This is a genomic window from Nocardioides sp. Z30_9 (assembly GCF_058215735.1).
Genome location: NZ_JBZAJF010000002.1, coordinates 1,461,835 through 1,483,410, shown reverse-complemented (window position 1 = coordinate 1,483,410; position 21,576 = coordinate 1,461,835). Strand labels below are relative to the sequence as shown.

General features: G+C 70.6%; 22 protein-coding genes. 10 read left to right on the top strand and 12 right to left on the bottom strand.

Annotated elements, in window-relative coordinates; genetic code table 11:
- The first annotated feature begins 4 nt into the window (after positions 1–4).
- Together AC4BGB_RS17885 and AC4BGB_RS17880 are read left to right on the top strand one after the other, a co-directional pair.
- Positions 5–493, top strand: a complete 489-nt coding sequence (locus AC4BGB_RS17885; protein ID WP_490548289.1) for a GtrA family protein — start codon at positions 5–7, stop codon at positions 491–493.
- Between the two features lie 9 nt (positions 494–502).
- Positions 503–1,507 carry a class I SAM-dependent methyltransferase gene (locus AC4BGB_RS17880; protein ID WP_490548288.1) on the top strand — a complete coding sequence of 335 codons (1,005 nt, stop codon included), beginning with the start codon at positions 503–505 and terminating at the stop codon, positions 1,505–1,507.
- A 16-nt stretch (positions 1,508–1,523) separates the two neighbouring features.
- Here the strand turns inward: AC4BGB_RS17880 and AC4BGB_RS17875 are convergent, their stop codons facing one another.
- Complete coding sequence (locus AC4BGB_RS17875; RefSeq protein ID WP_490548286.1) at positions 1,524–2,696, bottom strand: acyl-CoA dehydrogenase family protein; 1,173 nt, start codon at positions 2,694–2,696, stop codon at positions 1,524–1,526.
- 61 nt (positions 2,697–2,757) lie between these two features.
- On the opposite strand from AC4BGB_RS17875, the gene deoC reads away from it, so the two are divergent.
- Genes deoC through AC4BGB_RS17855 form a run of 4 tightly spaced genes read left to right on the top strand, consistent with a single transcriptional unit; the run spans position 2,758 to position 6,722 of the window.
- On the top strand, positions 2,758–3,729 hold the full coding sequence (gene deoC, locus AC4BGB_RS17870) for a deoxyribose-phosphate aldolase (protein WP_490548285.1): 972 nt from the start codon (positions 2,758–2,760) through the stop codon (positions 3,727–3,729).
- A gap of 8 nt (positions 3,730–3,737) precedes the next feature.
- Entirely contained in the window at positions 3,738–5,219 is a 1,482-nt protein-coding gene (locus AC4BGB_RS17865) for an aldehyde dehydrogenase family protein (RefSeq protein ID WP_490548284.1), read from the top strand.
- The gene (locus tag AC4BGB_RS17860) at positions 5,216–6,073 is read left to right on the top strand and encodes an aldehyde dehydrogenase family protein (RefSeq protein WP_490548283.1); all 858 of its coding nucleotides are present in this window, start codon (positions 5,216–5,218) and stop codon (positions 6,071–6,073) included. Before AC4BGB_RS17865 ends, AC4BGB_RS17860 begins: the two co-directional genes overlap by 4 nt.
- A gap of 37 nt (positions 6,074–6,110) precedes the next feature.
- On the top strand, positions 6,111–6,722 hold the full coding sequence (locus tag AC4BGB_RS17855) for an ATP-binding protein (RefSeq protein ID WP_490548282.1): 612 nt from the start codon (positions 6,111–6,113) through the stop codon (positions 6,720–6,722).
- Between the two features lie 28 nt (positions 6,723–6,750).
- Here the strand turns inward: AC4BGB_RS17855 and AC4BGB_RS17850 are convergent, their stop codons facing one another.
- Entirely contained in the window at positions 6,751–7,839 is a 1,089-nt protein-coding gene (locus AC4BGB_RS17850) for an adenosine deaminase (RefSeq protein ID WP_490548280.1), read from the bottom strand.
- A 47-nt stretch (positions 7,840–7,886) separates the two neighbouring features.
- On the opposite strand from AC4BGB_RS17850, the gene AC4BGB_RS17845 reads away from it, so the two are divergent.
- Positions 7,887–8,339, top strand: coding sequence for a MaoC family dehydratase (locus AC4BGB_RS17845; RefSeq protein ID WP_490548279.1), 453 nt, complete (start codon positions 7,887–7,889; stop codon positions 8,337–8,339).
- A 79-nt stretch (positions 8,340–8,418) separates the two neighbouring features.
- Here AC4BGB_RS17845 and dapB read toward each other — a convergent pair whose 3' ends face one another.
- Positions 8,419–9,177, bottom strand: a complete 759-nt coding sequence (gene dapB, locus AC4BGB_RS17840; protein ID WP_490548278.1) for a 4-hydroxy-tetrahydrodipicolinate reductase — start codon at positions 9,175–9,177, stop codon at positions 8,419–8,421.
- A 50-nt stretch (positions 9,178–9,227) separates the two neighbouring features.
- Positions 9,228–9,512 carry a DUF1540 domain-containing protein gene (locus tag AC4BGB_RS17835; RefSeq protein ID WP_490548277.1) on the bottom strand — a complete coding sequence of 95 codons (285 nt, stop codon included), beginning with the start codon at positions 9,510–9,512 and terminating at the stop codon, positions 9,228–9,230.
- Between the two features lie 196 nt (positions 9,513–9,708).
- Here AC4BGB_RS17835 and AC4BGB_RS17830 point away from each other — a divergent pair, with 196 nt between their 5' ends.
- Positions 9,709–9,879: a hypothetical protein gene (locus AC4BGB_RS17830; protein WP_490548276.1), complete on the top strand. Its 171-nt coding sequence runs from the start codon at positions 9,709–9,711 to the stop codon at positions 9,877–9,879.
- Between the two features lie 10 nt (positions 9,880–9,889).
- On the opposite strand, the gene AC4BGB_RS17825 is transcribed toward AC4BGB_RS17830, so the two are convergent.
- From AC4BGB_RS17825 to AC4BGB_RS17800, 6 genes are all read right to left on the bottom strand, one after another.
- Positions 9,890–11,149: a M16 family metallopeptidase gene (locus AC4BGB_RS17825; protein ID WP_490548275.1), complete on the bottom strand. Its 1,260-nt coding sequence runs from the start codon at positions 11,147–11,149 to the stop codon at positions 9,890–9,892.
- A gap of 10 nt (positions 11,150–11,159) precedes the next feature.
- Positions 11,160–13,397, bottom strand: coding sequence for a polyribonucleotide nucleotidyltransferase (locus AC4BGB_RS17820; RefSeq protein WP_490548274.1), 2,238 nt, complete (start codon positions 13,395–13,397; stop codon positions 11,160–11,162).
- A gap of 227 nt (positions 13,398–13,624) precedes the next feature.
- Positions 13,625–13,900, bottom strand: coding sequence for a 30S ribosomal protein S15 (rpsO, locus tag AC4BGB_RS17815; RefSeq protein WP_490548273.1), 276 nt, complete (start codon positions 13,898–13,900; stop codon positions 13,625–13,627).
- A gap of 145 nt (positions 13,901–14,045) precedes the next feature.
- Positions 14,046–15,185 (bottom strand): hypothetical protein, encoded by a 1,140-nt coding sequence (locus AC4BGB_RS17810; protein ID WP_490548272.1) that lies wholly within the window; start codon positions 15,183–15,185, stop codon positions 14,046–14,048.
- Positions 15,182–15,508, bottom strand: a complete 327-nt coding sequence (locus AC4BGB_RS17805) for a PadR family transcriptional regulator (RefSeq protein ID WP_490548271.1) — start codon at positions 15,506–15,508, stop codon at positions 15,182–15,184. Before AC4BGB_RS17805 ends, AC4BGB_RS17810 begins: the two co-directional genes overlap by 4 nt.
- 43 nt (positions 15,509–15,551) lie before the next feature.
- Entirely contained in the window at positions 15,552–16,943 is a 1,392-nt protein-coding gene (locus AC4BGB_RS17800) for a wax ester/triacylglycerol synthase family O-acyltransferase (protein ID WP_490548465.1), read from the bottom strand.
- A 145-nt stretch (positions 16,944–17,088) separates the two neighbouring features.
- On the opposite strand from AC4BGB_RS17800, the gene AC4BGB_RS17795 reads away from it, so the two are divergent.
- Together AC4BGB_RS17795 and AC4BGB_RS17790 are read left to right on the top strand one after the other, a co-directional pair.
- Positions 17,089–17,907 carry a 1-acyl-sn-glycerol-3-phosphate acyltransferase gene (locus AC4BGB_RS17795; protein WP_490548270.1) on the top strand — a complete coding sequence of 273 codons (819 nt, stop codon included), beginning with the start codon at positions 17,089–17,091 and terminating at the stop codon, positions 17,905–17,907.
- A complete protein-coding gene (locus AC4BGB_RS17790) occupies positions 17,904–19,538 on the top strand; it encodes an AMP-binding protein (protein WP_490548269.1) in 1,635 nt (544 codons plus the stop codon). Before AC4BGB_RS17795 ends, AC4BGB_RS17790 begins: the two co-directional genes overlap by 4 nt.
- Here AC4BGB_RS17790 and AC4BGB_RS17785 read toward each other — a convergent pair.
- Together AC4BGB_RS17785 and AC4BGB_RS17780 are read right to left on the bottom strand one after the other, a co-directional pair.
- Positions 19,535–20,584: a hypothetical protein gene (locus AC4BGB_RS17785; RefSeq protein ID WP_490548268.1), complete on the bottom strand. Its 1,050-nt coding sequence runs from the start codon at positions 20,582–20,584 to the stop codon at positions 19,535–19,537. The genes AC4BGB_RS17790 and AC4BGB_RS17785 overlap by 4 nt on opposite strands.
- Entirely contained in the window at positions 20,581–21,558 is a 978-nt protein-coding gene (locus AC4BGB_RS17780; RefSeq protein ID WP_490548267.1) for a bifunctional riboflavin kinase/FAD synthetase, read from the bottom strand. The genes AC4BGB_RS17785 and AC4BGB_RS17780 overlap by 4 nt, the downstream gene beginning before the upstream one ends.
- Positions 21,559–21,576 lie beyond the last annotated feature (18 nt).

The following is a 21,576-nucleotide window of genomic DNA, read 5'->3' as shown; positions in this document are numbered from 1 at the left end:
CGGCATGGCGGCCCTCGAACCACCGTCCGAGGAGGCCCCACCCGGGCCGTTCCTGCGTCTCTTCAGGGACCGGCGGATCGCCTTCCTGATCGTGGGCGGCTTCAACACGCTCAACGGCCTGGCACTGTTCATCGCCTTCCACTACCTGCTCGGCGACGGGTTCGTTCGGTACATGGCGACGCTGGGCCTGTCCCACGTGGTCGCCGTGTTGTGCGCGTTCGTCCTCCACCGCAGGTTCGTCTTCCGCGTGAGCGGTCACGTCTGGACCGACCTCGCCCGGTTCGAGGTCGTCAACCTCGCCGCGCTGGGCCTCAACGCGGTGCTGCTTCCGGTCTTCGTGGAGGTGGCCGGTCTCCACGTCGTGCTCGCGCAGTGCGCGGCGGGCGGGCTCTCCGTCGTCTCCACCTACTTCGCCCACCGGCACTTCTCCTTCAGACGGCCGGCCGGGACGGCACTCGAGGACCTCAGGCCCACGAGAGGGACCGACCTCTAGGCTCACTCCATGAGCCAGGTCCGTCCCTGCCCCGTGTGCCAGCAGGTGGTCGCTTCGCGCCGTCTCGAGATCCCGGAGCGGATGTTCGGGATGCCGGAGTCGTTCACCTACCTCGAGTGCGACCACTGCGGCTCGCTGTTCATCGAGGAGATCCCCGACTCGATGGGCCGCTACTACGACTCCTCGGCCTACTACTCCTTCGACGACGACCCGGCCTCGGTCATGGGCCGGGCAGGCGTGCGCCAGGTGGTGCAGCTGGTCGGGCGCTCGGTGCTCTTCGGTCCCCACCGCGCCGTGAGCAGGGCAGCGGCCGTGGTTCCCTCGCGGGAGTTCCGGACCCTGGTCTCGCTGTTCTCCTCGATCCGGCTCGCCGGGCTGCCCCGCGGAATGCAGACCTCCGTGCTCGACGTCGGCGCCGGTTCCGGGACGCTGGTCTTCGCCCTGGACCTGGTGGGTCTCGAAGGCGTCACCGGCATCGACCCGTTCGCGACAGGAGACCGACGGATCGGCAGGAGCGCCCAGCTCCTTCGCCGTGAGCTCTCCGAGGTGGAGGGCACCTGGGACCTCGTGATGCTGCACCACAGCCTGGAGCACGTGCCGAGCCCTCGCGAGACCTTGCAGCAGGCCCGCGAGCGCCTCGCCCCCGGTGGGCGGATCCTGGTCCGGACGCCCACCATCGACTCGGTGGCCTTCGAGCGCTACGGCACCTGTTGGCTCGGGTGCGACGCACCCCGGCACATGACCCTGTTCACCCGCCGGTCGATGGACCTGATGTGCGAGGAGCTGGGGCTGCGGGTGGAGGCGGTGGCGGACGACTCCAACGAGGCGCAGTTCTGGGCCAGCGAGCAGTACGCCCGCGACATCCCGCTCGTCTCGGAGCACTCCCACTTCATCGACCCCACGTCGTCGAGCTTCACGAAGGCGCAGATCCGGAGCTGGCGCCGGGAGGCAGACGCCCTGAACCGGCAGTCTCGAGGCGACCAGGCAGCCTGGGTCCTCAGCGTCGCAGACTGAGTCGGACGCCGACCATTCACTCCACCGGCAGGCCGAGTCCCCGCGCGATCAGCATCCGCTGCACCTCCGAGGTGCCCTCGCCGATCTCGAGGACCTTCGCGTCCCGGTAGAACCGGGCAACGGGGTACTCCTCCATGAAGCCGTAGCCACCGAAGACCTGGGTCGCGATCCGAGTCGCGGTCACCGCGGACTCGGTGCAGTAGAGCTTCGCCACCGCCGCCGCCTGCTTGAACTGCTGGTACGGCGCGCCGGCGTCCTTGAGCGCCGCCGCCCGGTAGGTCAGCCCGCGGCTCGCGTGCAGCATCACCTCGAGGTCGGCGATCTGGAAGGCGACCCCCTGCTTGCGCCCGATCGGGCCGCCGAAGGTCTGCCGCTCCCCCGCATAGGCCACCGACATCTCCAGGCACGCCTGGATGCACCCGACCGAGAGCGCCGAGATCGCCACCCGGCCGTCGTCGAGGGTGGCCAGGAACTGGGCGTAGCCCCGCCCGCGCTCCCCCAGCAGGTGATCCGCGGGGACCCGAGCGTCCTCGAAGGACAGCGGGTGGGTGTCGGAGGCGTGCCAGCCGAGCTTGTCGTAGGCCTTCTCCGCGGTGAAGCCGGGCGTGCCCGCCGGCACCATGATCGTGGAGATCTCCGGGCGTCCGTCGGGACGCTCGCCGGTGCGGGCCGTCACTGTCACCACGCTGGTGACCTCCGAGCCGGAGTTGGTGATGAACTGCTTGCTGCCGTTGACCACCCACTCGTCGCCCAGCAGCTCCGCTCGGGTGCGGGTCGCTCCCGCGTCGGACCCGGCACCGGGCTCGGTGAGCCCGAAGCCGGCCAGCTTCTCCCCCGAGACCAGGTCGGGGAGCCAGGTGTCCTTCTGCTCCTTGGTCCCGTAGGTCAGGATCGGGTTGATCCCCAGGCCCACGGCAGCCTGCAGGGTGATCCCCATCGACTGGTCGACGCGGCCGATCTCCTCGATCGCCACGCACAGGCTGGTGAAGTCGCCGTCCTCCCCCGCGCCGCCGTACTCCTCGGGCGCGGTGAGCCCGAACAGGCCGAGCTCGCCCATCTTGCGGACCACGTCGACCGGGAAGTGGTGGTCGCGGTCCCACTGCGCTGCGTGCGGGGCGATCTCCTTCTCGGCGAAGTCGCGCACGCTGCGGCGGAACTGCTCGTGGTCCTCGGAGAGCTCGAAGGTCATGTGCCGACCTTACGACTCGCGCCGGGCATGGGCGCGAGGAGCGGACGCCTAGACTGCTTCGGTGACGACGCAGAGTGCAACGACGAGCTTCTTCCCCGACGTGACGTCCTCGGAGAGCTCGCTGCGACGGTTCCTCCACGGCCTTCCCGGTGTCGACCAGGTGGGCGTGGAGCAGCGCGCAGCCGGGCTGGGCAGCCGGTCGATCAAGGCGGGCGCCAAGGAGGTCGCGATCGACCTGGCGATCCGGATGGTCGACCTGACCACGCTGGAGGGAGCGGACACTCCCGGCAAGGTGCGGGCACTCGCCTCCAAGGCGATGCGGCCCGATCCCGCCGACCCGACGTGCCCCCCGGTCGCGGCGGTCTGCGTCTACCCCGACATGGTGCCGTTCGCCAAGCAGACCCTGGGCTCCTCGGGCGTTCACGTCGCCTCGGTGGCCACGGCCTTCCCCAGCGGCCGCGCCGCCCGCGACATCAAGCTGGCCGACGTCAAGGACGCGGTCGAGGCGGGTGCCGACGAGATCGACATGGTGATCGACCGCGGCGCGTTCCTCTCCGGCCACTACCTGCAGGTCTTCGAGGAGATCGTCGCCGTACGGGAGGCCTGCGTCCGCCCCGACGGCACGCGCGCGCACCTCAAGGTGATCTTCGAGACCGGTGAGCTGCAGACCTACGACAACGTACGCCGGGCCAGCTGGCTGGCGATGATGGCCGGCGGCCACTTCATCAAGACCTCCACGGGCAAGGTGCAGCCGGCTGCGACCCTGCCGGTGACCCTGGTGATGCTCGAGGCGGTCCGCGACTTCCGGGCAGCGACCGGGCAGATGGTCGGCGTGAAGCCGGCCGGGGGCATCCGCTCCTCCAAGGACGCGATCAAGTACCTCGTGACCGTCAACGAGGTCGCCGGCGCCGACTGGCTGGACCCGGACTGGTTCCGGTTCGGCGCGTCCTCGCTGCTCAACGACCTGCTGATGCAGCGCACCAAGATCACGACCGGGCGCTACTCCGGTCCCGACTACTTCACCCTGGACTAGGAGACATCGTGGTTTCGACAGGCTCAACCACCTCGACCGCCGGCGGGGTCTTCGACTACGCCCCCGCGCCCGAGTCGCGGTCGGTGGTCGACATCAAGTCCTCCTACGGGTTGTTCATCAACGGCGAGTTCGTCGACCCCGCCGCGGGCGGGTCGTTCAAGACGATCTCCCCCAGCACCGAGGAGGTGCTGGCCGAGGTCGCCGAGGCGGACGCGGCCGACGTGGACACGGCGGTCAAGGCCGCCGGCAAGGCCTACACCCGGGTGTGGTCGCGGATGAGCGGCGCCGAGCGCGGGAAGTACCTCTTCCGGATCGCGCGGATCATCCAGGAGCGCGCCCGCGAGATCGCGGTGCTGGAGTCGATCGACAACGGCAAGCCGATCAAGGAGTCCCGCGACGTCGACGTCCCGCAGGCGGCGGCAACGTTCTTCTACTACGCCGGCTGGGCCGACAAGCTCGAGTACGCGCTGCCAGGAAATGGGCAGAGCGGGCCGAGCCCGCAGCCGCTGGGGGTCGCCGGCCAGGTCATCCCGTGGAACTTCCCGTTCCTGATGCTGGCCTGGAAGATCGCCCCGGCGCTGGCGACCGGCAACACGGTGGTGCTCAAGCCCGCCGAGACCACACCGCTGACCGCGCTGCTGTTCGCCGAGATCTGCCAGCAGGCCGACCTGCCCCCGGGCGTGGTCAACATCCTCACCGGTGCCGGGGCCACCGGCCAGGCGCTCGTCTCCCACGACGGCGTCGACAAGGTCGCGTTCACGGGCTCCACCGAGGTCGGCCGCGCCATCGCCAGGTCGGTGGCCGGGTCGACCAAGAAGGTCACCCTGGAGCTGGGCGGCAAGGCCGCCAACATCGTCTTCGACGACGCCCCGATCGACCAGGCCGTCGAGGGCATCGTCAACGGCATCTTCTTCAACCAGGGCCACGTGTGCTGCGCGGGCTCCCGGCTGCTGGTCCAGGAGTCCGTCGCCGACGACGTGCTCGAGCGGCTCAAGCGCCGGATGGGCACGCTGCGTGTCGGCGACCCGCTGGACAAGAACACCGACGTCGGCGCGATCAACTCCGCCGAGCAGCTTGCCCGGATCCGCGAGCTCTCCGACGTCGGCGAGGCCGAGGGCGCGGGCCGCTGGGCCCCCGAGTGCGACCTGCCGTCGCGCGGCTTCTGGTTCCCGCCGACGATCTTCACCGGCGTCACCCAGGCGCACCGGATCGCCCGCGAGGAGATCTTCGGGCCGGTGCTCTCGGTGCTGACCTTCCGGACGCCGAAGGAGGCGGTCGAGAAGGCCAACAACACGCCGTACGGCCTCTCCGCGGGCATCTGGAGCGACAAGGGCTCGCGCACCCTGTGGGTGGCCGGCCAGCTCCGCGCCGGCGTGGTGTGGTCCAACACGTTCAACAAGTTCGACCCCGCCAGCCCGTTCGGCGGCTACAAGGAGTCGGGCTACGGCCGCGAGGGCGGCCGCCACGGACTGGAGGGATACCTCAAGTGACACGCATCGACGTACGCAAGACCTACAAGCTCTACATCGGCGGGGCCTTCCCCCGCTCGGAGTCGGGGCGCTCCTACGAGGTCCACGACGCCAAGGGCAAGTTCTGGGCCAACGCCTCGCACGCCTCGCGCAAGGACGCCCGCGACGCGGTCACGGCCGCGCGGGCGGCGTTCGGCGGCTGGTCGGGACGCACGGCGTACAACCGCGGACAGGTGGTCTACCGGATCGCGGAGGTCCTCGAGGACCGCCGCGAGCAGTTCGAGTCCGAGCTGCGCACCGCCGAGGGCCTCACCTCGGCCAAGGCGCGCACCTACGTCGACGCCGCCGTCGACCGGCTGGTCTGGTACGCCGGGTGGGCCGACAAGATCGCGCAGGTCACCGGCGGCGCCAACCAGGTCGCGGGACCGTACTTCAACCACACCGCCCCCGAGCCCAGCGGCGTGATCGCGGTGGTGGCCCCCAGAGGGCCGCTGCTGGGGCTGGTCAGCGTGATCGCGCCCGTCATCGTCACCGGCAACACCGCGGTGGTGATCGCGAGCGAGCCGTACCCGCTCACCTCGATCACCCTCGCCGAGGTGATGGCCACCTCGGACGTGCCCGGCGGCGTCGTCAACGTGCTCACCGGCCCCCAGGTCGAGATCGGGCCCTGGCTGGCCGGTCACATGGACGTCAACGGCATCGACCTCACCGGGGTCGAGGACCCCGAGCTCGCGCGCAACCTCGAGATCGAGGCGGCCGAGAACCTCAAGCGCGTACGCCGCCCGCAGCCCGAGGACCTGCTGGCCGCCCCCGCGCTCGACCGGATGACCACCTTCCAGGAGGCGAAGACCGTCTGGCACCCGATGGGGATCTGAGGCGAGGCCGCCACGCACGGGATGAAATGATCCCGGGGTGCGCGCGCAGGTGATCGTCCTCGCCGGTCCCTCCGGGTCCGGCAAGTCCCGGCTGGCGGAACGGCTCGGGTTGCCGGTCCTCCGCCTCGACGACTTCTACAAGGACGGCGACGACCCGTCGCTGCCCCGGATCGACCTCGCGGGCGGTGAGCCGATCGTGGACTGGGACGACGCGCGCTCCTGGAACCACACCGCCGCGATGGCCGCGATCGAAGAGCTGTGCGAGAGCGGCCGCACCGACGCCCCCGTCTACGACATCGCGACCAGTGCGCGCACCGCCCACCGGGCGCTGGACCTCGCGGGGGCGGCTCACTTCGTGGCCGAGGGCATCTTCGCGCAGGAGATCGTCGCGGACTGCCGTGCCCGCGGCCTGGTGGCCGACGCCGTGTGCGTCACCCAGCAGCCCGTCGTGACGTTCCTGCGCCGGCTGGCCCGCGACCTCCGCGAGCACCGAAAGCCCCCCTTCGTGCTGGTCCGGCGCGGGCTGCACCTGCTGCTGGCCCAGCGCTCGGTCGTCCGGCGCGCGGAGGAGCTCGGCTGCCGGGTGCTCCCACCCGACGACGCCCACCGGCAGATCACGGCTCGGGTCCGACGTACCCCCTCCTACTGAGCACCACGCCAGTCCCCGGTAGGCCTACCTAGCTCTGTTCCCGCACCGCGGCGTACCCGGGCTTGATCACCTCGTTGATCAGGTGCAGCCGCTGGTCGAAGTGCACGAACGCCGACTTCATCGCGTTCACGGTCACCCACTCGAGGTCCTCGAGGTCCCAGCCGAACGCCTCCACCAGCGCGGACATCTCCTTGCTCATCGAGGTGCCGCTCATCAGCCGGTTGTCGGTGTTGACCGTGACCCGGAACCGCAGGTCGGAGAGGAGGCCGATGGGGTGCTCGTCGATCGACTTCACCGCACCGGTCTGCACGTTGGAGTGCGGGCACAGCTCGAGCGGGATCCGCTTGTCGCGCACGTACTGGGCGAGCCGGCCCAGGCCGACCGTCCCGTCGTCGCGCACCTCGATGTCGTCGATGATCCGTACGCCGTGGCCAAGGCGGTCCGCGCCGCACCACTGGATCGCCTGCCAGATCGACGGCAGCCCGAACGCCTCGCCCGCGTGGATGGTGAAGTGGGCGTTCTCGCGCTGGAGGTACTCGAACGCATCCAGGTGCCGGGTGGGCGGGTAGCCGTCCTCCGCCCCGGCGATGTCGAACCCGGCAACGCCGTCGTCGCGGTGCTGCACGGCCAGCTCGGCGATCTCGCGGGAGCGTGCCTGGTGCCGCATGGCGGTCAGCAGCTGCCGTACGACGATCCGCCCGCCCGAGGCCGCCATCGCCTCGTCGAAGCCGTCCTGGACGGCCCGCACGACCTCCTCCAGGGTGAGTCCCTGCTGCAGGTGCTGCTCGGGGGCGTAGCGGACCTCGGCGTACACCACCCCGTCCGCCGCCAGGTCCTCCACGCACTCGCGCGCCACCCGGCTGAGGTGGTCGGCGCGCTGCATCACCGCGACGGTGTGGTCGAAGGTCTCCAGGTAGCGCACCAGGGAACCGCTGTCGGCGGACTCGGTGAACCAGCGCTGGAGGGACTCGGCGTCGCCGGCAGGCAGGTCGTGCCCGATCTCCCCGGCCAGCTCGACGATCGTGGCGGGCCGCAGGCCACCGTCGAGGTGGTCGTGCAGCAGCACCTTGGGGACGGCCCTGACCAGGTCGGGCGTGAGAACGATAGGTTCGGGCACAGACCCATTCAACACCCAGCCGAAGAACGTCCCAGGAGGTCCCGCACATGCGCGTGTTCACCACGTCCGAGGAGATCGAAGCCGCCACCGGTGAGGAGATCGGGACCAGTGACTGGGTCGAGATCACCCAGGATCGGGTCGACCAGTTCGCCGACGCGACCGGCGACCACCAGTGGATCCACGTCGATGTCGAGCGCGCCAAGGAAGGCCCCTTCGGCGGCACCATCGCCCACGGCTACCTGACCCTGTCGCTCGTGCCGTGGCTGGGCAACCAGGTCTTCAAGCTCGAGACCCCGGGCGCGAAGCTGAACTACGGCGTCAACAAGGTCCGCTTCCCCAACCCCGTGCGCGTCGGTTCCCGGGTGCGCGCCAAGGTCACCATCGGCGACCTCGCCGACATCCCCGCCGGCAAGCAACTGACCTTGAAGTACGTCATCGAGATCGAGAACGAGGACAAGCCCGCCTGTGTCGCGGAGACCGTGGTCCTGCTGCTGAGCTGACCTGGCCGGATAGTCCGCGACGTTTCCGTCCCCGATCGGCCAGTTTGACGACGGGACTGTCTCGGACTATCCGGAATCCCTACAGTTCGAGGAAGCTCTCCAGGCCGACGGTCAGCCCCGGGTGGCCGGTGATCTTGCGCAGCCCGAGCAGGACCCCTGGGGTGAACGAGACCCGGTCGAGCGAGTCGTGCCGGATCGTCAGCGTCTCCCCCACGCCACCGAGGATCACCTCCTGGTGGGCGACCAGGCCGCGGATGCGCAGGCCGTGGACCCGGATGCCGTCCACGTCGGCGCCGCGGGCGCCCTCGAGGCCGGTCGAGGTGGCGTCGGGGGCAGGGCCGAGGCCGGCCTCGGCGCGGGCGGCCGCGACCAGCTCCGCCGTACGACGTGCGGTGCCGGAGGGTGCGTCGGCCTTGTCGGGGTGGTGCAGCTCGACGATCTCCACGGACTCGTAGAACCGCGCGGCCTCGGTCGCGAACCGCATCATCAGCACCGCGCCGATGGAGAAGTTGGGAGCCACCAGCACGCCGGTGCCCTCGCTGTCGGCCAGCCAGCCGCGCAGGGTCTCGAGACGGTCCGCGTCGAAGCCGGTCGTCCCGACCACCGCGTGGATGCCGTGGGAGACGCAGAACTCCAGGTTGCCCATCACCGCGTCGGGATGGGTGAAGTCCACGACCGCCTGCACCCCGTTGTCCACCAGCGTCTGCAGGTCGTCGCCCACGTCGACGCGAGCCACCAGCTCCAGGTCGCCGTCCTCGCGGGCGGCCTCCTCGACCGCGTCGCAGACCGCACGTCCGACCTTGCCCAGCGCGCCGAGCACGCCCACCTTGAGAGTCACGGGCTCAGGCTACCCACCGGCCGCGGCGGCCCCGCGGCCCCGTCGGGGGCTCAGCGAGCCTGGTAGGACAGGCAGTCGGCCTTGTCGGAGGAGCCGCCCACCTCGATCGCCGGGGCGAGGCACTCCAGGTCGGTGTTGTGCACGCAGTCCTGGCGCTGGCACGCCCCGACCTGGGCCACCACGTCGAGTCCGCCCTTGTCGTTCGTGGGCAGGAACGTGGCGCAGTTCGCCCCGGTGTCGATGCTCACGGCGAACGCGTGGCAGCCGTCGTGGTTGTAGCCACACGAGGTGGCGGTGCAGCCGGTGACGTGCGGCATCTCGAGGACGGCGCTCATGGTTCCTCCTGCAGGAATCGGGTCCAGAACACGGTCCGATCGACGGTAGCCCCGGCTTCCATGCCACCCCAGGAAGGTGATGCTCACCTTCGGCGCCCTCTCCCCGCTCAGGAACCGGGTCTGTCCGCCGTGCCGACGAGCTCGCCCGCACTGTCCCGGCGGACTACTCCACCGGCGATATGGGTACGCATCAAAGATGACCCACTCGGAGGATCAGAACCAAGATCAGGACAACCCGCCGTCGCGTGAAGGACTCACCGAGGCCCAGGTGTGGGAGTGGGCGGACGACCACTGGCAGGTCCGTGAGATCGCGCCGAACGAAGTGCCCAACCTCGGGGGCAGCCCTGATCCCGTGGACGAACCCTAGAGCGGGCTGACTAGCTGGCCGGGCCCACGGAGGCCAGCGTCTGCGGTCGCGTGTAGAGCTCGCGCGCCAAGGCGTGCACGTCCGCCACGGTGACCGACTCCAGGCTCTCGAGCACCTCGTCGACCGAGCGCAGCCGGTGCTGGAACAGCTCCGCCTCGCCGAGGCGGGTCATCCGGGAGCCGCTGTCCTCGAGGCTGAGCACGAGGCCGCCGCGGGCCTGTCCCTTGCCGCGCTCGACCTCCTCCTCGCTCAGGCCGGACTCGGCCACCTTGACGAGCTCCTCGCGCACGACGCGCAGCAGGGGCTCGGCCTTGGAGGGCAGCGATCCCGCCGCGACGCCGACCATGCCGGCGTCGGAGTAGCCGAGACCGAAGGAGTAGACCGAGTAGGCCAGGCCGCGCCGTTCCCGGACCTCCTGGAAGAGCCGCGAGCTGGAGCCGCCGCCGAGGGCGGTCTGCAGGATCGAGAGGGTGTAGCGGCGCGGGTCGGACCGGGTCAGGCCCTGCATCCCGAGCACGACGTTGACCTGCTCGAAGGGCCGGGTGGTGGACACCTCGCCGTGCCGCAGCGGCCGGGGCCGCTCGGCGAGGCGTGGGCCCGCGGGCTTGGCATCGCCGGCGAGGAAGCCGTTGCGCCCGAACGCGCGCCGGGCACGGCGTACGACGTCCGCGTGGTCGACGTTGCCGGCCACGGCCAGCGTCATCACCTCGGGCCGGTAGCGCCGCTTGTAGTAGCCGCGCACCTGGGTCGCGGAGAGAGCCTTGATCGACTCGGCCGTGCCGGCGATCGGCCGGGCCAGCGGAGTGCCGGCCCAGGCCGTCGAGGCGAACAGGTTGTGCACCACGTCGTCGGGATCGTCGTCGTGCATGGCGATCTCGTCGAGGATCACCTCGCGCTCGGCCTCCACGTCGGCGGAGGTGAGCAGCGAGGAGGTGAGCATGTCGCCGAGGACGTCGAGCGCCATCGGCAGGTCCTCGTCGAGCACCCGTGCGTGGTAGCACGTGTACTCGCGAGCGGTGTAGGCGTTGAACTCCCCGCCGACCTCGTCGAAGGCGGCGGAGATGTCCATGGCCGAGCGGGTCGGGGTGCCCTTGAACAGGAGGTGCTCCAGGAAGTGCGACGCGCCGTTGAGCTGCGCCGCCTCGTCCCTGGACCCCACCTGCACGAACACCCCGACCGCTGCCGAGCGAACGCCCGGCATGTGCTCGGTGACGACGCGCAGACCGCCCTTCAGGACGGTCCGGCGTACGCCGTCAGGAAGACCCTTCAAGACCTTGCGGTCACTCGGAGTCGTCTGCGGAGTCGTCGTCCGAGGACGGGACCGTCTCGGCGTTCTGGTCCACGACCGGGATCAGCGACAGCTTGCCGCGGTCGTCGATCTCGCCGATCTCGACCTGGAGCTTCTGGCCGACCGAGACGACGTCCTCGACGTTGTCCACCCGCTTGCCACCGGCCAGGCCGCGCAGCTTGCTGATGTGCAGCAGCCCGTCCTTGCCGGGGAGCAGCGAGACGAACGCACCGAAGTTGGTCGTCTTGACGACCGTGCCCAGGTAGCGCTCGCCGACCTCGGGCATCGTCGGGTTCGCGATCGCGTTGACGGCCTGGCGAGCAGCCTCGGCCGCCTCGCCGTTCGTCGCACCGATGTAGACCGTGCCGTCGTCCTCGATCGACAGGGTCGCGCCCGTGTCGTCCTGGATCTGGTTGATGACCTTGCCCTTCGGGCCGATGACCTCGCCGATCTTGTCGACGGGCACGCGCACCGAGATGATGCGCGGCGCGTGCACCGACATCTCCTCGGGCTCGGTGATGGCCTCGGCCATCACGTCGAGGATCGCGATCCGGGCGTCACGGGCCTGGGTCAGCGCGGCCCCGAGCACCTCGGCGGGAAGCCCGTCGAGCTTGGTGTCGAGCTGGAGCGCGGTGACGAACTCCCGGGTGCCGGCGACCTTGAAGTCCATGTCGCCGAAGGCGTCCTCGGCACCGAGGATGTCGGTCAGCGCGACGTACTCGAGCTTGCCGTCGATCTCGCCCGAGATCAGGCCCATGGCGATACCGGCAACGGAGGCGCGCAGCGGCACACCGGCCTGGAGCAGCGACAGGGTCGAGGCGCAGACCGAGCCCATCGAGGTGGAGCCGTTGGACCCCATCGCCTCGGAGAGCTGGCGGATCGCGTAGGGGAACTCCTCACGCGAAGGCAGCACGGGCAGCAGCGCGCGGCGCGCGAGCGCACCGTGGCCGACCTCGCGACGCTTCGGCGAACCGACGCGACCGGTCTCACCGGTGGAGAAGGGCGGGAAGACGTACTTGTGCATGTAGCGACGCGACTTCTCCGGGGAGAGCGTGTCCAGCTTCTGCTCCAGGGTGAGCATGTTCAGGGTGGTGACGCCCAGGATCTGGGTCTCGCCACGCTCGAACAGCGCCGAACCGTGCACGCGCGGGACCACGCCGACCTCGGCGGACAGCGTCCGGATGTCGGTGAGGCCACGGCCGTCCATGCGGATCTTGTCGCGGAGCACACGCTCGCGGACGAGCTGCTTGGTCAGCGAGCGGAACGCCGCGCCGATCTCCTTCTCGCGACCCTCGAAGTCACCAGCGATCTTCTCGAGCAGACCGGCCTTGATGTCGTCGAGGCGGTCCTCGCGCTCCTGCTTGCCGGCGATGGTCAGCGCCTCGGCGGTGTCGTTCTTCGCGGCAGCCTCGACGGCGGCGTACACGTCGTCCTCGTAGTCGAGGAAGATCGGGAACTCCTGGACGGGCTTGGCGGCCTGCTTGGCCAGCTCGGCCTGCGCCTCGATGAGCTGCTTGATGAACGGCTTCGCGGCGTCGAGGCCCTGGGCCACGATCTCCTCGGTGGGAGCCTGGGTGCCGGACTGCACGAGGTTCCACGCATTCTCGGGGGCCTCGGCCTCGACCATCATGATCGCGACGTCACCGGTGTCGGTGACCCGACCGGCGACGACCATGTCGAAGACGGCGTTCTCGAGCTGGCTGTGCGTCGGGAAGGCAACCCACTGGCCCTCGATCAGCGCCACGCGGGTGCCACCGACCGGGCCGGAGAACGGCAGGCCGGAGAGCTGGGTGGACAGCGACGCCGCGTTGATCGCGAGCACGTCGTAGGGGTGGTCGGGGTCGAGCGCCATCACGGTGATGACGACCTGGACCTCGTTGCGCAGACCCTTCTTGAAGGTCGGGCGCAGCGGGCGGTCGATGAGGCGGCAGGTGAGGATCGCGTCCTCACCCGGACGGCCTTCGCTGCGGAAGAACGAGCCGGGGATCTGGCCCGCGGCATACATCCGCTCCTCGACGTCGATCGTCAGGGGGAAGAAGTCGAAGTGGTCCTTGGGGTGCTTGCCGGCGGTGGTCGCCGACAGGATCATCGTCTCGTCGTCGATGTACGCCGTGACGGCGCCAGCGGCCTGACGGGCGAGCAGCCCGTGCTCGAACTTGATGGTGCGCTTGCCGAACTTGCCGTTGTCGAGAACTGTCTCGACAACTGTGATCTCGGGGCCCTCAGTCAAGGGATTCCCTTTCTCTTCGCGGAGCGAGCCGCGCGCTCTTGAGCCTGTGGCGTCAAGGCCGGTCTTCGATCGAGGCTCACTCTGTACCGAGTTCCGGTTGCTCTTCCAGAGCACAGAGGGAGCCACTACCGGAGGCCGGCGTCCGCGGGCCGCTCCTGGGGATGTGTGGTGTGTTTTCAGTTGTGGTCTAGCAGAAACGCACCCACCGAGGTGGGTGCGTTCCGGGTTCAGCGACGCAGGCCGAGGCGGGAGACGATCGAGCGGTAGCGCTCGATCTCCGTCTTCTCCAGGTAGTTCAGGAGACGACGACGCTGGCCCACGAGCAGCAGCAGGCCACGACGGCTGTGGTGGTCGTGCTTGTGCTGCTTGAGGTGTTCGGTCAGGTGAGCGATGCGGTGGCTCAGAAGTGCGACCTGCACCTCGGGGGAACCGGTGTCACCCTCGCCGGTGGCGTACTCGGCGATGATCTTCTTCTTGGTCTCTGCGTCAGTACCGATCGACACGTTGAACTACCCATCTCTCTTTGGTCGTTGCGCGGCGCGCCGGGGCCTGTTCACCCGGGCACTATCTGTCCGCGGCCGTTGCACGGCAAAGTCACCCTTTGCGGGCAACTATCCAAGGCTATCAGCGCACCACCGGTGGGCGAAATCAGCAGCCCTGGTCGATCGGGTTGATCGGCGCGCCCAGCGAGGTTCCGGGCACGTAGGCCTTCGCCGGCGTGGTCGCCCGGCTCACCGGAACCCCGGGAAGGCTCGCCGCAGGCACCTCGGTCCGCGGGAACTGCCCGACGCCGGGACGGTCCGTTCCGGCGAACGCGTCGGGATCGGGGTCGGGGGTCTCCGGGCCCTGGACCCGGCTCGGGACCGGGAAGACGTTGCGCGCCTGGCCGGCCGCCGTCGTCCAGGGGTAGTAGACACGCCCCTTGTCGACGGGCGTGCCGTCGACGTAGACGCACTCGGTCTGCGTCTGCACGTCGACCGGCTTCCCCGTCTGGTCGAACAGCTGTACGCCGACCAGCGGGCGCCCGGCGGCGTCGTAGGGGTAGATGTTGGAGACCCAGCGGCCGTCGGCGTACAGCCCGGCGCGATCGAACTCCCCCAACGCGTCGTTGCGCCCCTGCTCGTAGCTCGCGACGGGGTCGCCCCATCCGACCTCCAGGCTGGCCGGCGTCGCCACGCTGGTCACCGTGACCGGGAGGCATGCCAGCGCCAGCGCGTTCGCGGCGAGGAGCAGCAGCCGGCCGACGAGACCGCCGCCGGGGCGTCCCGGCCACAGTCGGCCACGGCCGATCTGGACGCTCACCAGCGCAGCCACGGCCAGCAGGACCCAACCCCACCCCAGCAACGACGGGATCGGGGACAGGCCGAAGTTGTAGGAGCCGCTGCCCCACAGCAGGTCGACGAGCTGCAGCGCCACCCAGGCCCGCAGCACCCACCAGGCGGGGCGAAGCGCCTGGGCCAGGCCCCAGGGGTCGCCGGGCAGGCCGGAGACCGACGTCTCCCACCGCAGGTGGGCTGCGTCGAGGAACGCGGTCACCCGCTCCACCGGCTTGCGGTGCGGCCGCACGGGTCGCATCTCCGGGTCGAAGCCCGCTGCGGCGCGCAGCTCGCGCGCGTAGTCCCCCGGGTCGGGCAGCGCATCGACGCCCTTGTCCTCGACCAGGTCGTTGAGGTCGGCCTCGAGCCCGCCGACCAGCTCCTCGCGCTCCTCCTCGGTGAGGTCCTCGAGCCGCTCACGGACGGCCCGGACGAAGAGCCGGATCTCGGGGGTGAACAGGACCGTGTTCATGCGGTGGCTCCTTGGAGGATGCGGGTGACGGTGGTGGAGAACGACGCCCAGTCGTCGCGCTGCTGCTCGAGCTGGGTCCGCCCGGCGGGCGTGATCCCGTAGTACTTGCGGTGCGGCCCGGTCTCGCTGGCCACGACGTACGACGTCAGTGCGCCGGCCGCGTAGAGCCGCCGGAGCGTGCCGTAGACCGAGGCGTCACCGACTTCGTCGAGGCCTCGGTCGCGGAGCCGGCGGACGATGTCGTAGCCGTAGCCGTCCTCGTCGTCGACCACGGCCAGCACCGTCAGGTCGAGCACTCCCTTGAGGAGCTGGGTGGTGTCCATGCGCTGCACACTACTACGCGATGCGGAATAGTGTGCAGAACGCTCAACTGCGTGTCGCGGACCGCAGCTCCTCGAGCGCCACCGGCAGCCCGGCCACCAGCGGCGCCAGGTCGGGCACCAGGTCGGGGCAGCCCAGCACGGAGAAGTTCATCCGGTCGACATAGGACCAGGCGGTGACGTTGAGGCCGATGCCCTCCAGGATCGGGCCCACGCTGAACAGGTCGCACAGCCGCGCTCCGGAGATGTCGATCTCCTCGCCCGGCCCGCGCACGTTGGAGACCACCAGGTTGAACGGCGACGGGTGCCGGGCGGCCGCACCACTGCGCGAGTAGAGCCGCATCACCGCGCTCAGCGGCGCCGGGGGCGCGAACTGCACCCAGTCCACGAGCATGTCGGGGCCGAGCGTGCGCTGGACGACCTTCGACTCCCGGGTGACCCGCGCGATCGCCTGCAAGCGCTCCCCCGCGTCCGTGACGTCGGTGGCCAGCGAGGTGAACAGGTTGGAGACCCGGTTCCCGCCCAGCCGCGGCGGGGCGCCCGGGGCGTCGGTGCCGACCGGCACGCCGGCCACCAGCGGCCGGTCGGGAAGCTCCCCCTCGCTGAGCAGCCAGCTGCGCAGTGCACCCGCCACCACGGCCAGCACCACGTCGTTCAGCGTCACCGAGTGGGCGCGCTGCACCTCCTTGAGGTCAGACAGGGACAGCGTGCAGGTCGCGAAGTTGCGCCGCGGGGTGAGCGGTCCGTTGAACCGCGTGTCCGGCACGTCGAGGATCGGCCGCGGCACCGCGACCGAGGAGGTGCGCTTGTGCCGCAGCAGCGAGAGCACCGCGCTCACAGTCCGGCCGACCAGGCCCGGGACGCTGCCCAGCTGGCGGATCGCGTCCCACAGCGCCGAGCGCAGCTGGTCGCGCCGCGACGGGGTGGGCTCCAGCTCGAGCGCCGGCAGGTCACGCTCCCGCGCGGGTGGCGGGACCTCGTTGCCGGCGGCGCCGTCGACCAGGCCGGACATCAACGCGTTCGCCGCAGCCCCGTCGGCCAGCGCGTGGTGCATCTTGGTGATCACTGCCACCCGCCCGTCGTCGAACGGCTGGCACACGTGCATCTCCCACAGCGGCCGGGACCGGTCCAGCGGCGTGCCGGCGACCTGACCGATCAGCTCCTCCAGGCCGGGCATCCCACCGGTCACCTCGTGCCAGAACACGTGCCGGTCGGGATCGACCTCGCGGTCGGCGAGCCACAGCGGGTGGTTCAGGTGGAAGGGGGGCACCAGCACCCGGCGACGCAGCGGCGGCAGCTGGGCGAGCCGGGCCAGGAGCTCCTCGACCAGACGGGAGAGCTCGAAGGGCTGGGCCGGCTGCAGGATCGCGACCTTGAGGGTGTGCATGTGCATCGCGGGCGTCTCCATGTAGAGGTAGCCCGCGTCGACACCCTCCATCCGCTCCACCCCCGAGAGTCTGGGGCGTGGACCCGCCGGCGGCAAGCGAGAACTGGAATGTGTTCCAGTTCTCGTTTCCAAAAAGGAGAACACGTTCTAGGTTGTAGCCCATCACGCCGCCGTGCCGTCGACGCCTGGAGCCCTCATGGACAACCTGCCCGAGGAGGACGGCGACCGCTCCCGGGAGGTAGGCCACCGCGACGGCGCGTACGTCGCCGGACTGATCCCGCTGCTGCGGCTGGTGGTCAGGACCTGGTTCCGCTCGGAGGTGACCGGGATGGAGAAGGTCCCCGAGGGCGGCGCCCTGATGGTCTCCAACCACTCCGGCGGCCTGATCGCGATGGACGTGCCGATCCTGGCCGTGGCCTTCCACGAGGCGTTCGGGGCCGAGCGTCCGCTCTACGTGCTGGCCCACGACCTGTTGTTCCTCGGGGCGGCGGGGCCGGTGATGCGCCGGGTCGGCTTCCTGCCCGCGACCAGGCAGAACGCCCACGCCGTGCTCGCCTCCGGCGGGGTGACGATCGTGTTCCCGGGCGGGGACTACGACGTCTTTCGCCCCTCGGCCCGCGCGCACCTGATCGACTTCGGCGGTCGCCGCGGGTACGTCCGCACCGCCCTGGCCGCGGGGGTGCCGATCGTGCCGGTGGTCAGCATCGGCGGCCAGGAGAGCCAGCTCCACCTGTTCCGCGGTGAGCTGCTGGCCAGGCTGCTCAGGCTGGAGAGGCTGACCCGCACGAAGTACCTGCCGGTGAGCTTCGGCTTCCCGTTCGGGCTGACCCTGGCGTTCCCGCCGAACCTGCCGCTGCCCACGAAGATCCGCACCCGGGTGCTGGACCCGATCGACATCGTGGAGGAGTTCGGGCCCGACCCCGACATCGCCGAGGTGGACGAGGCGGTCCGCGAGCGGATGCAGACGGCCCTGAACGAGCTGAAGCGCGAGCGCCGCTTCCCGGTGCTCGGATGAACCGGCTGCGCGCGGCCCTGCACGCGCTGCGGATGCTGCTGTGGACGTTCCGCGTCCTGGTGGTGGCCGGACTGGTCGCGCCGATGCGGCCGGACAAGTACCTGCGCCAGTCGGCGGTCCTGCGCCGCCAGGGCGCCAACGCGATGACCGGGATCAGCCTCTCGGCCGTCCGCAGTCCCGGCGCCGTCGGGCTGATCGACGAACGCGGCCAGCTGACCTGGTCCGAGCTCGACCGTCGCAGCGACGCCGCGGCCGTGGCGCTGGGCGAGCTGCTCGGCGACCGGTCGGGGACGCTGGGCATCCTGTGCCGCAACCACCGGGGCCTGGTCGAGTCGCTCTCGGCGGCCGCCAGGATCGGGGCGGACGCGCTGCTGCTGAACACCGGCTTCTCCGGCCCGCAGCTCGGCGACGTGCTGGAGCGGGAGAACGCCAGTCTGGTGGTGTACGACGAGGAGTTCGCTCCGCTTCTCGAGGAGGCCCGGTCCCGGGTGGACGGTCTCGTCGAGGTGCTCGCCTGGCGCGACGACCCCCACGCCCCCACGAAGGCGGACCACCAGCTCGACGTACTCATCGAGCAGCACCTCGGCGAGAGGCCCGCGACGCCGCCACGTCCGGGACGGACCGTGCTGCTCACCTCGGGCACGACCGGCACCCCCAAGGGCGCCCGGCGCTCCGGCGGCGGCGCCGGATCACTGGCCGCGATGCTGGAGCGGATCCCGTGGCGTGCCGGCCAGACCACGGTGGTGGCCGCGCCGATGTTCCACGCCTGGGGCTTCGGGCAGCTGGCGATCTCCGCCTCGATGGCCTGCACCGTGGTGATGCGGCGCAGGTTCGACCCCGAGGCGACCCTCGACCTCGTCGAGCGTCACCGCGCCACCGGGCTCGCGCTGGTCCCGGTGATGCTGGAGCGGATCATGGACCTGCCCGCGGAGACCCTGGACCGCTACCGGCTGGAGACGCTGCGGTTCGTCTCGGCCAGCGGGTCCCGGATGCGCCCCGACGCGGTGACCGCGTTCATGGACCGGTACGGCGACGTGGTGCACAACTCCTACAACGCCACCGAGGCCGGCCTGATCAGCACCGCCACCGCGGCCGACCTCCGGGTGGCCCCGGACACCGCCGGTCGCCCGGTCGTGGGTACGACGCTGCGCATCCTCGACGACGAGGACCGGGAGGTGGCGCCGGGCGAGGTGGGACGGATCACCGTGTCCAGCGACAGCCAGTTCGAGGGCTACACCTCCGGCGACACGAAGTCCTTCCACGACGACTTCATGGTCTCCGGCGACCTCGGCCGGGTCGACGAGGCCGGGCGGCTCTACGTGGTCGGCCGTGACGACGAGATGATCGTCTCCGGGGGCGAGAACGTCTACCCCCTGGAGGTGGAGGAGACGCTCGACGCCCACCCCGACGTCGTGGAGGCGGCGGTGATCGGCGTCGAGGACGAGAAGTTCGGCCAGCGTCTCGACGCCTACGTGGTGCTCCGGCCGGACGCCGCGGCCACCCCCGAGGACCTGAAGCAGCACGTGAAGAAGCACCTCGCCGGCTACAAGGTCCCGCGCCAGGTGGTGGTCCTCGACGACCTGCCCCGCAACGACGCCGGCAAGGTGATGAAGCGCCAGCTCCCCGGCTAGAGGGACCCGCCGGCAGGGGTGATCGGCTGCGTCATCGGGGTCTGGTCCGCACGGTCACGCTCGCGCAGCGCGAGGTAGACCGCCCGCACCCCCACGGCCCGCTCGAGCTGGCGCTGCACCTGGGAGAAGAACTGCTCCCGGTAGGTCTCGTCGGTCACCGTGGACACGGTCAGGTAGAGCCCGGAGAACGCGGCGAGGAAGACCGAGACCTGGAACAGCTCCAGGGTCACGTTCGGCAGCCACGGGATCGAGTGCACGCTCTCCTCGCCGATCCACGACCGGGTGACGTCACCGGTCATCACCAGCGACCCGAACAGCAGGAAGAACACGAACACCGAGACGGCGATCAGCAGCACCTGCACGGTCTGCACGATCACCAGGACCAGCACCAGGTTCCACCGCTCGAAGCCGGTGACCTCGGCGTGCGCCCGCGGGTCGATCGCGGGGTCCGCGACCAGCTCGCGCGCGACCTGCTCCAGGGGCGTGCCGGCGCAGGCGCTGAGCAGGAACGCGTCGTCCACGTCGTCGTCGGTGCGGTCCACCTCCTCGGGCAGGCGCACCAGCAGGAACGCGACCGAGAGCACCGCGAACAGCAGCACGGTCAGCCACAGGACTCCCCCGTCCAGGGTGGCCGCGACCTGCCAGACCTCGGCGTTGATGAACAGGAAGGTCACGAACAGCAGCAGCAACGGCAGCGCCCGGCTCATCATCGGCAGCAGCGTGCGCAGCCCGCCGAAGGTCCGCGACAGGGCCCAGGTGACGATCGGGCGCACGTTGAGCGCCGTGAGCGCGTACCAGACCGCGGCGAGCATCGCGACGGTCAGCAGGGTGGCCGGGGCCAGGCTGAGCTCCTCGGTGAACCAGGCCAGGCCCAGCCCCACGGCCGCGGCGACCAGCACGCCGGTCAGCAGCAGCGGCAGCGTGCGGCGCAGGCGCAGCGCCTCCCGGGCGGACCGGCGCTGCTCGGGCACGAAGTAGGAGAGGCCATTGCGCAGGAACCACGCGTCGGTCGCGGCCAGGGTCTCGACCGGCCTCTCGCGCCTCATCCCCGGTCCAGGCCCAGCAGGGCACGAGTGCGTACGACGTCGTCGGCCATCGTCTCGAGCAGGGCGTCCACGCCCTCGAACTTGACCATCCCGCGGATCCGCGCGACGAACGAGATCGCCACCGTCTCGTCGTAGAGATCGAGGTCGCGCGGTTCGCCGTCCGGGGTCTCCGGGAGCACGTAGGCCTCCACGCTGCGGTCGCGCTCCCCCGCGAAGGTCGGGTTCATCCCCACGCTGATCGCCGCGGGCAGCGGCTCACCGGCGGGCTGGCCCGTCGCGGGATCGAGCACGGTCAGCCATCCGGCGTACACCCCGTCGGCGGGGGCGGCGAGACCGCGGGCCGCGACGTTGGCCGTCGGGTAGCCGAGCTCACGACCGCGGCGCTCGCCGCGCACGACCGGACCGACCACGGAGTGCGGGCGTCCCAGCGCCTCGGCGGCGCCCTCCACGTCCCCGCCGGCCAGGCAGGTGCGCACGTACGTCGAGGACCACACCTGCGGGCCGCCGTCGAGCTCGACGCCGTCCACCGCGAAGTCCTGGCTGCGACCGGCCTCGGCCAGCATCGCCACGTCGCCGGCGGCGCGGGCACCGAACCGGAAGTTCGCGCCCACCACCACCGCCGAAGCGTGCAGGCCCTGCACCAGCACCCGGTCGATGAACTCCTGCGGGCTCCAGGCGGCGATCTCGCGCGAGAACGGGATCACCAGCACGTCGTCGACCCCTGCCTCGGCGAGCAGGAAGCAGCGGCGCTCGATGTCGGTCAGCGCCAGCGGGGCGTGCTCGGGCCGCAGCACCGCCATCGGGTGCGGGTCGAAGGTCACCGCCACCACGGGCTGGTCCTGGGCGTCCGCGAGCTCGCGGGCGCGCCGGATCACGTGACGGTGACCGAGGTGGACCCCGTCGAAGTTGCCGATGACGGCGACGACGCGGCCGAGGTCGGCCGGAGGGTCGTCGAGGGAACGCCAGATTCGCACGGCGTGAACACTACTGGC

What these genes read in the sequence shown, in the direction of transcription:
- AC4BGB_RS17880 (WP_490548288.1), top strand. Translation starts at nt 503, where the DNA reads ATGAGCCAGGTCCGTCCCTGCCCCGTGTGCCAGCAGGTGGTCGCTTCG.
- AC4BGB_RS17835 (WP_490548277.1), bottom strand. Translation starts at nt 9,512, where the DNA reads ATGAGCGCCGTCCTCGAGATGCCGCACGTCACCGGCTGCACCGCCACC.
- AC4BGB_RS17810 (WP_490548272.1), bottom strand. Translation starts at nt 15,185, where the DNA reads ATGAACACGGTCCTGTTCACCCCCGAGATCCGGCTCTTCGTCCGGGCC.
- AC4BGB_RS17800 (WP_490548465.1), bottom strand. Translation starts at nt 16,943, where the DNA reads ATGGAGGGTGTCGACGCGGGCTACCTCTACATGGAGACGCCCGCGATG.
- AC4BGB_RS17885 (WP_490548289.1), top strand. Translation starts at nt 5, where the DNA reads ATGGCGGCCCTCGAACCACCGTCCGAGGAGGCCCCACCCGGGCCGTTC.
- AC4BGB_RS17795 (WP_490548270.1), top strand. Translation starts at nt 17,089, where the DNA reads ATGGACAACCTGCCCGAGGAGGACGGCGACCGCTCCCGGGAGGTAGGC.
- AC4BGB_RS17805 (WP_490548271.1), bottom strand. Translation starts at nt 15,508, where the DNA reads ATGGACACCACCCAGCTCCTCAAGGGAGTGCTCGACCTGACGGTGCTG.
- AC4BGB_RS17875 (WP_490548286.1), bottom strand. Translation starts at nt 2,696, where the DNA reads ATGACCTTCGAGCTCTCCGAGGACCACGAGCAGTTCCGCCGCAGCGTG.
- AC4BGB_RS17845 (WP_490548279.1), top strand. Translation starts at nt 7,887, where the DNA reads ATGCGCGTGTTCACCACGTCCGAGGAGATCGAAGCCGCCACCGGTGAG.
- AC4BGB_RS17790 (WP_490548269.1), top strand. Translation starts at nt 17,904, where the DNA reads ATGAACCGGCTGCGCGCGGCCCTGCACGCGCTGCGGATGCTGCTGTGG.
- AC4BGB_RS17785 (WP_490548268.1), bottom strand. Translation starts at nt 20,584, where the DNA reads ATGAGGCGCGAGAGGCCGGTCGAGACCCTGGCCGCGACCGACGCGTGG.
- AC4BGB_RS17830 (WP_490548276.1), top strand. Translation starts at nt 9,709, where the DNA reads ATGACCCACTCGGAGGATCAGAACCAAGATCAGGACAACCCGCCGTCG.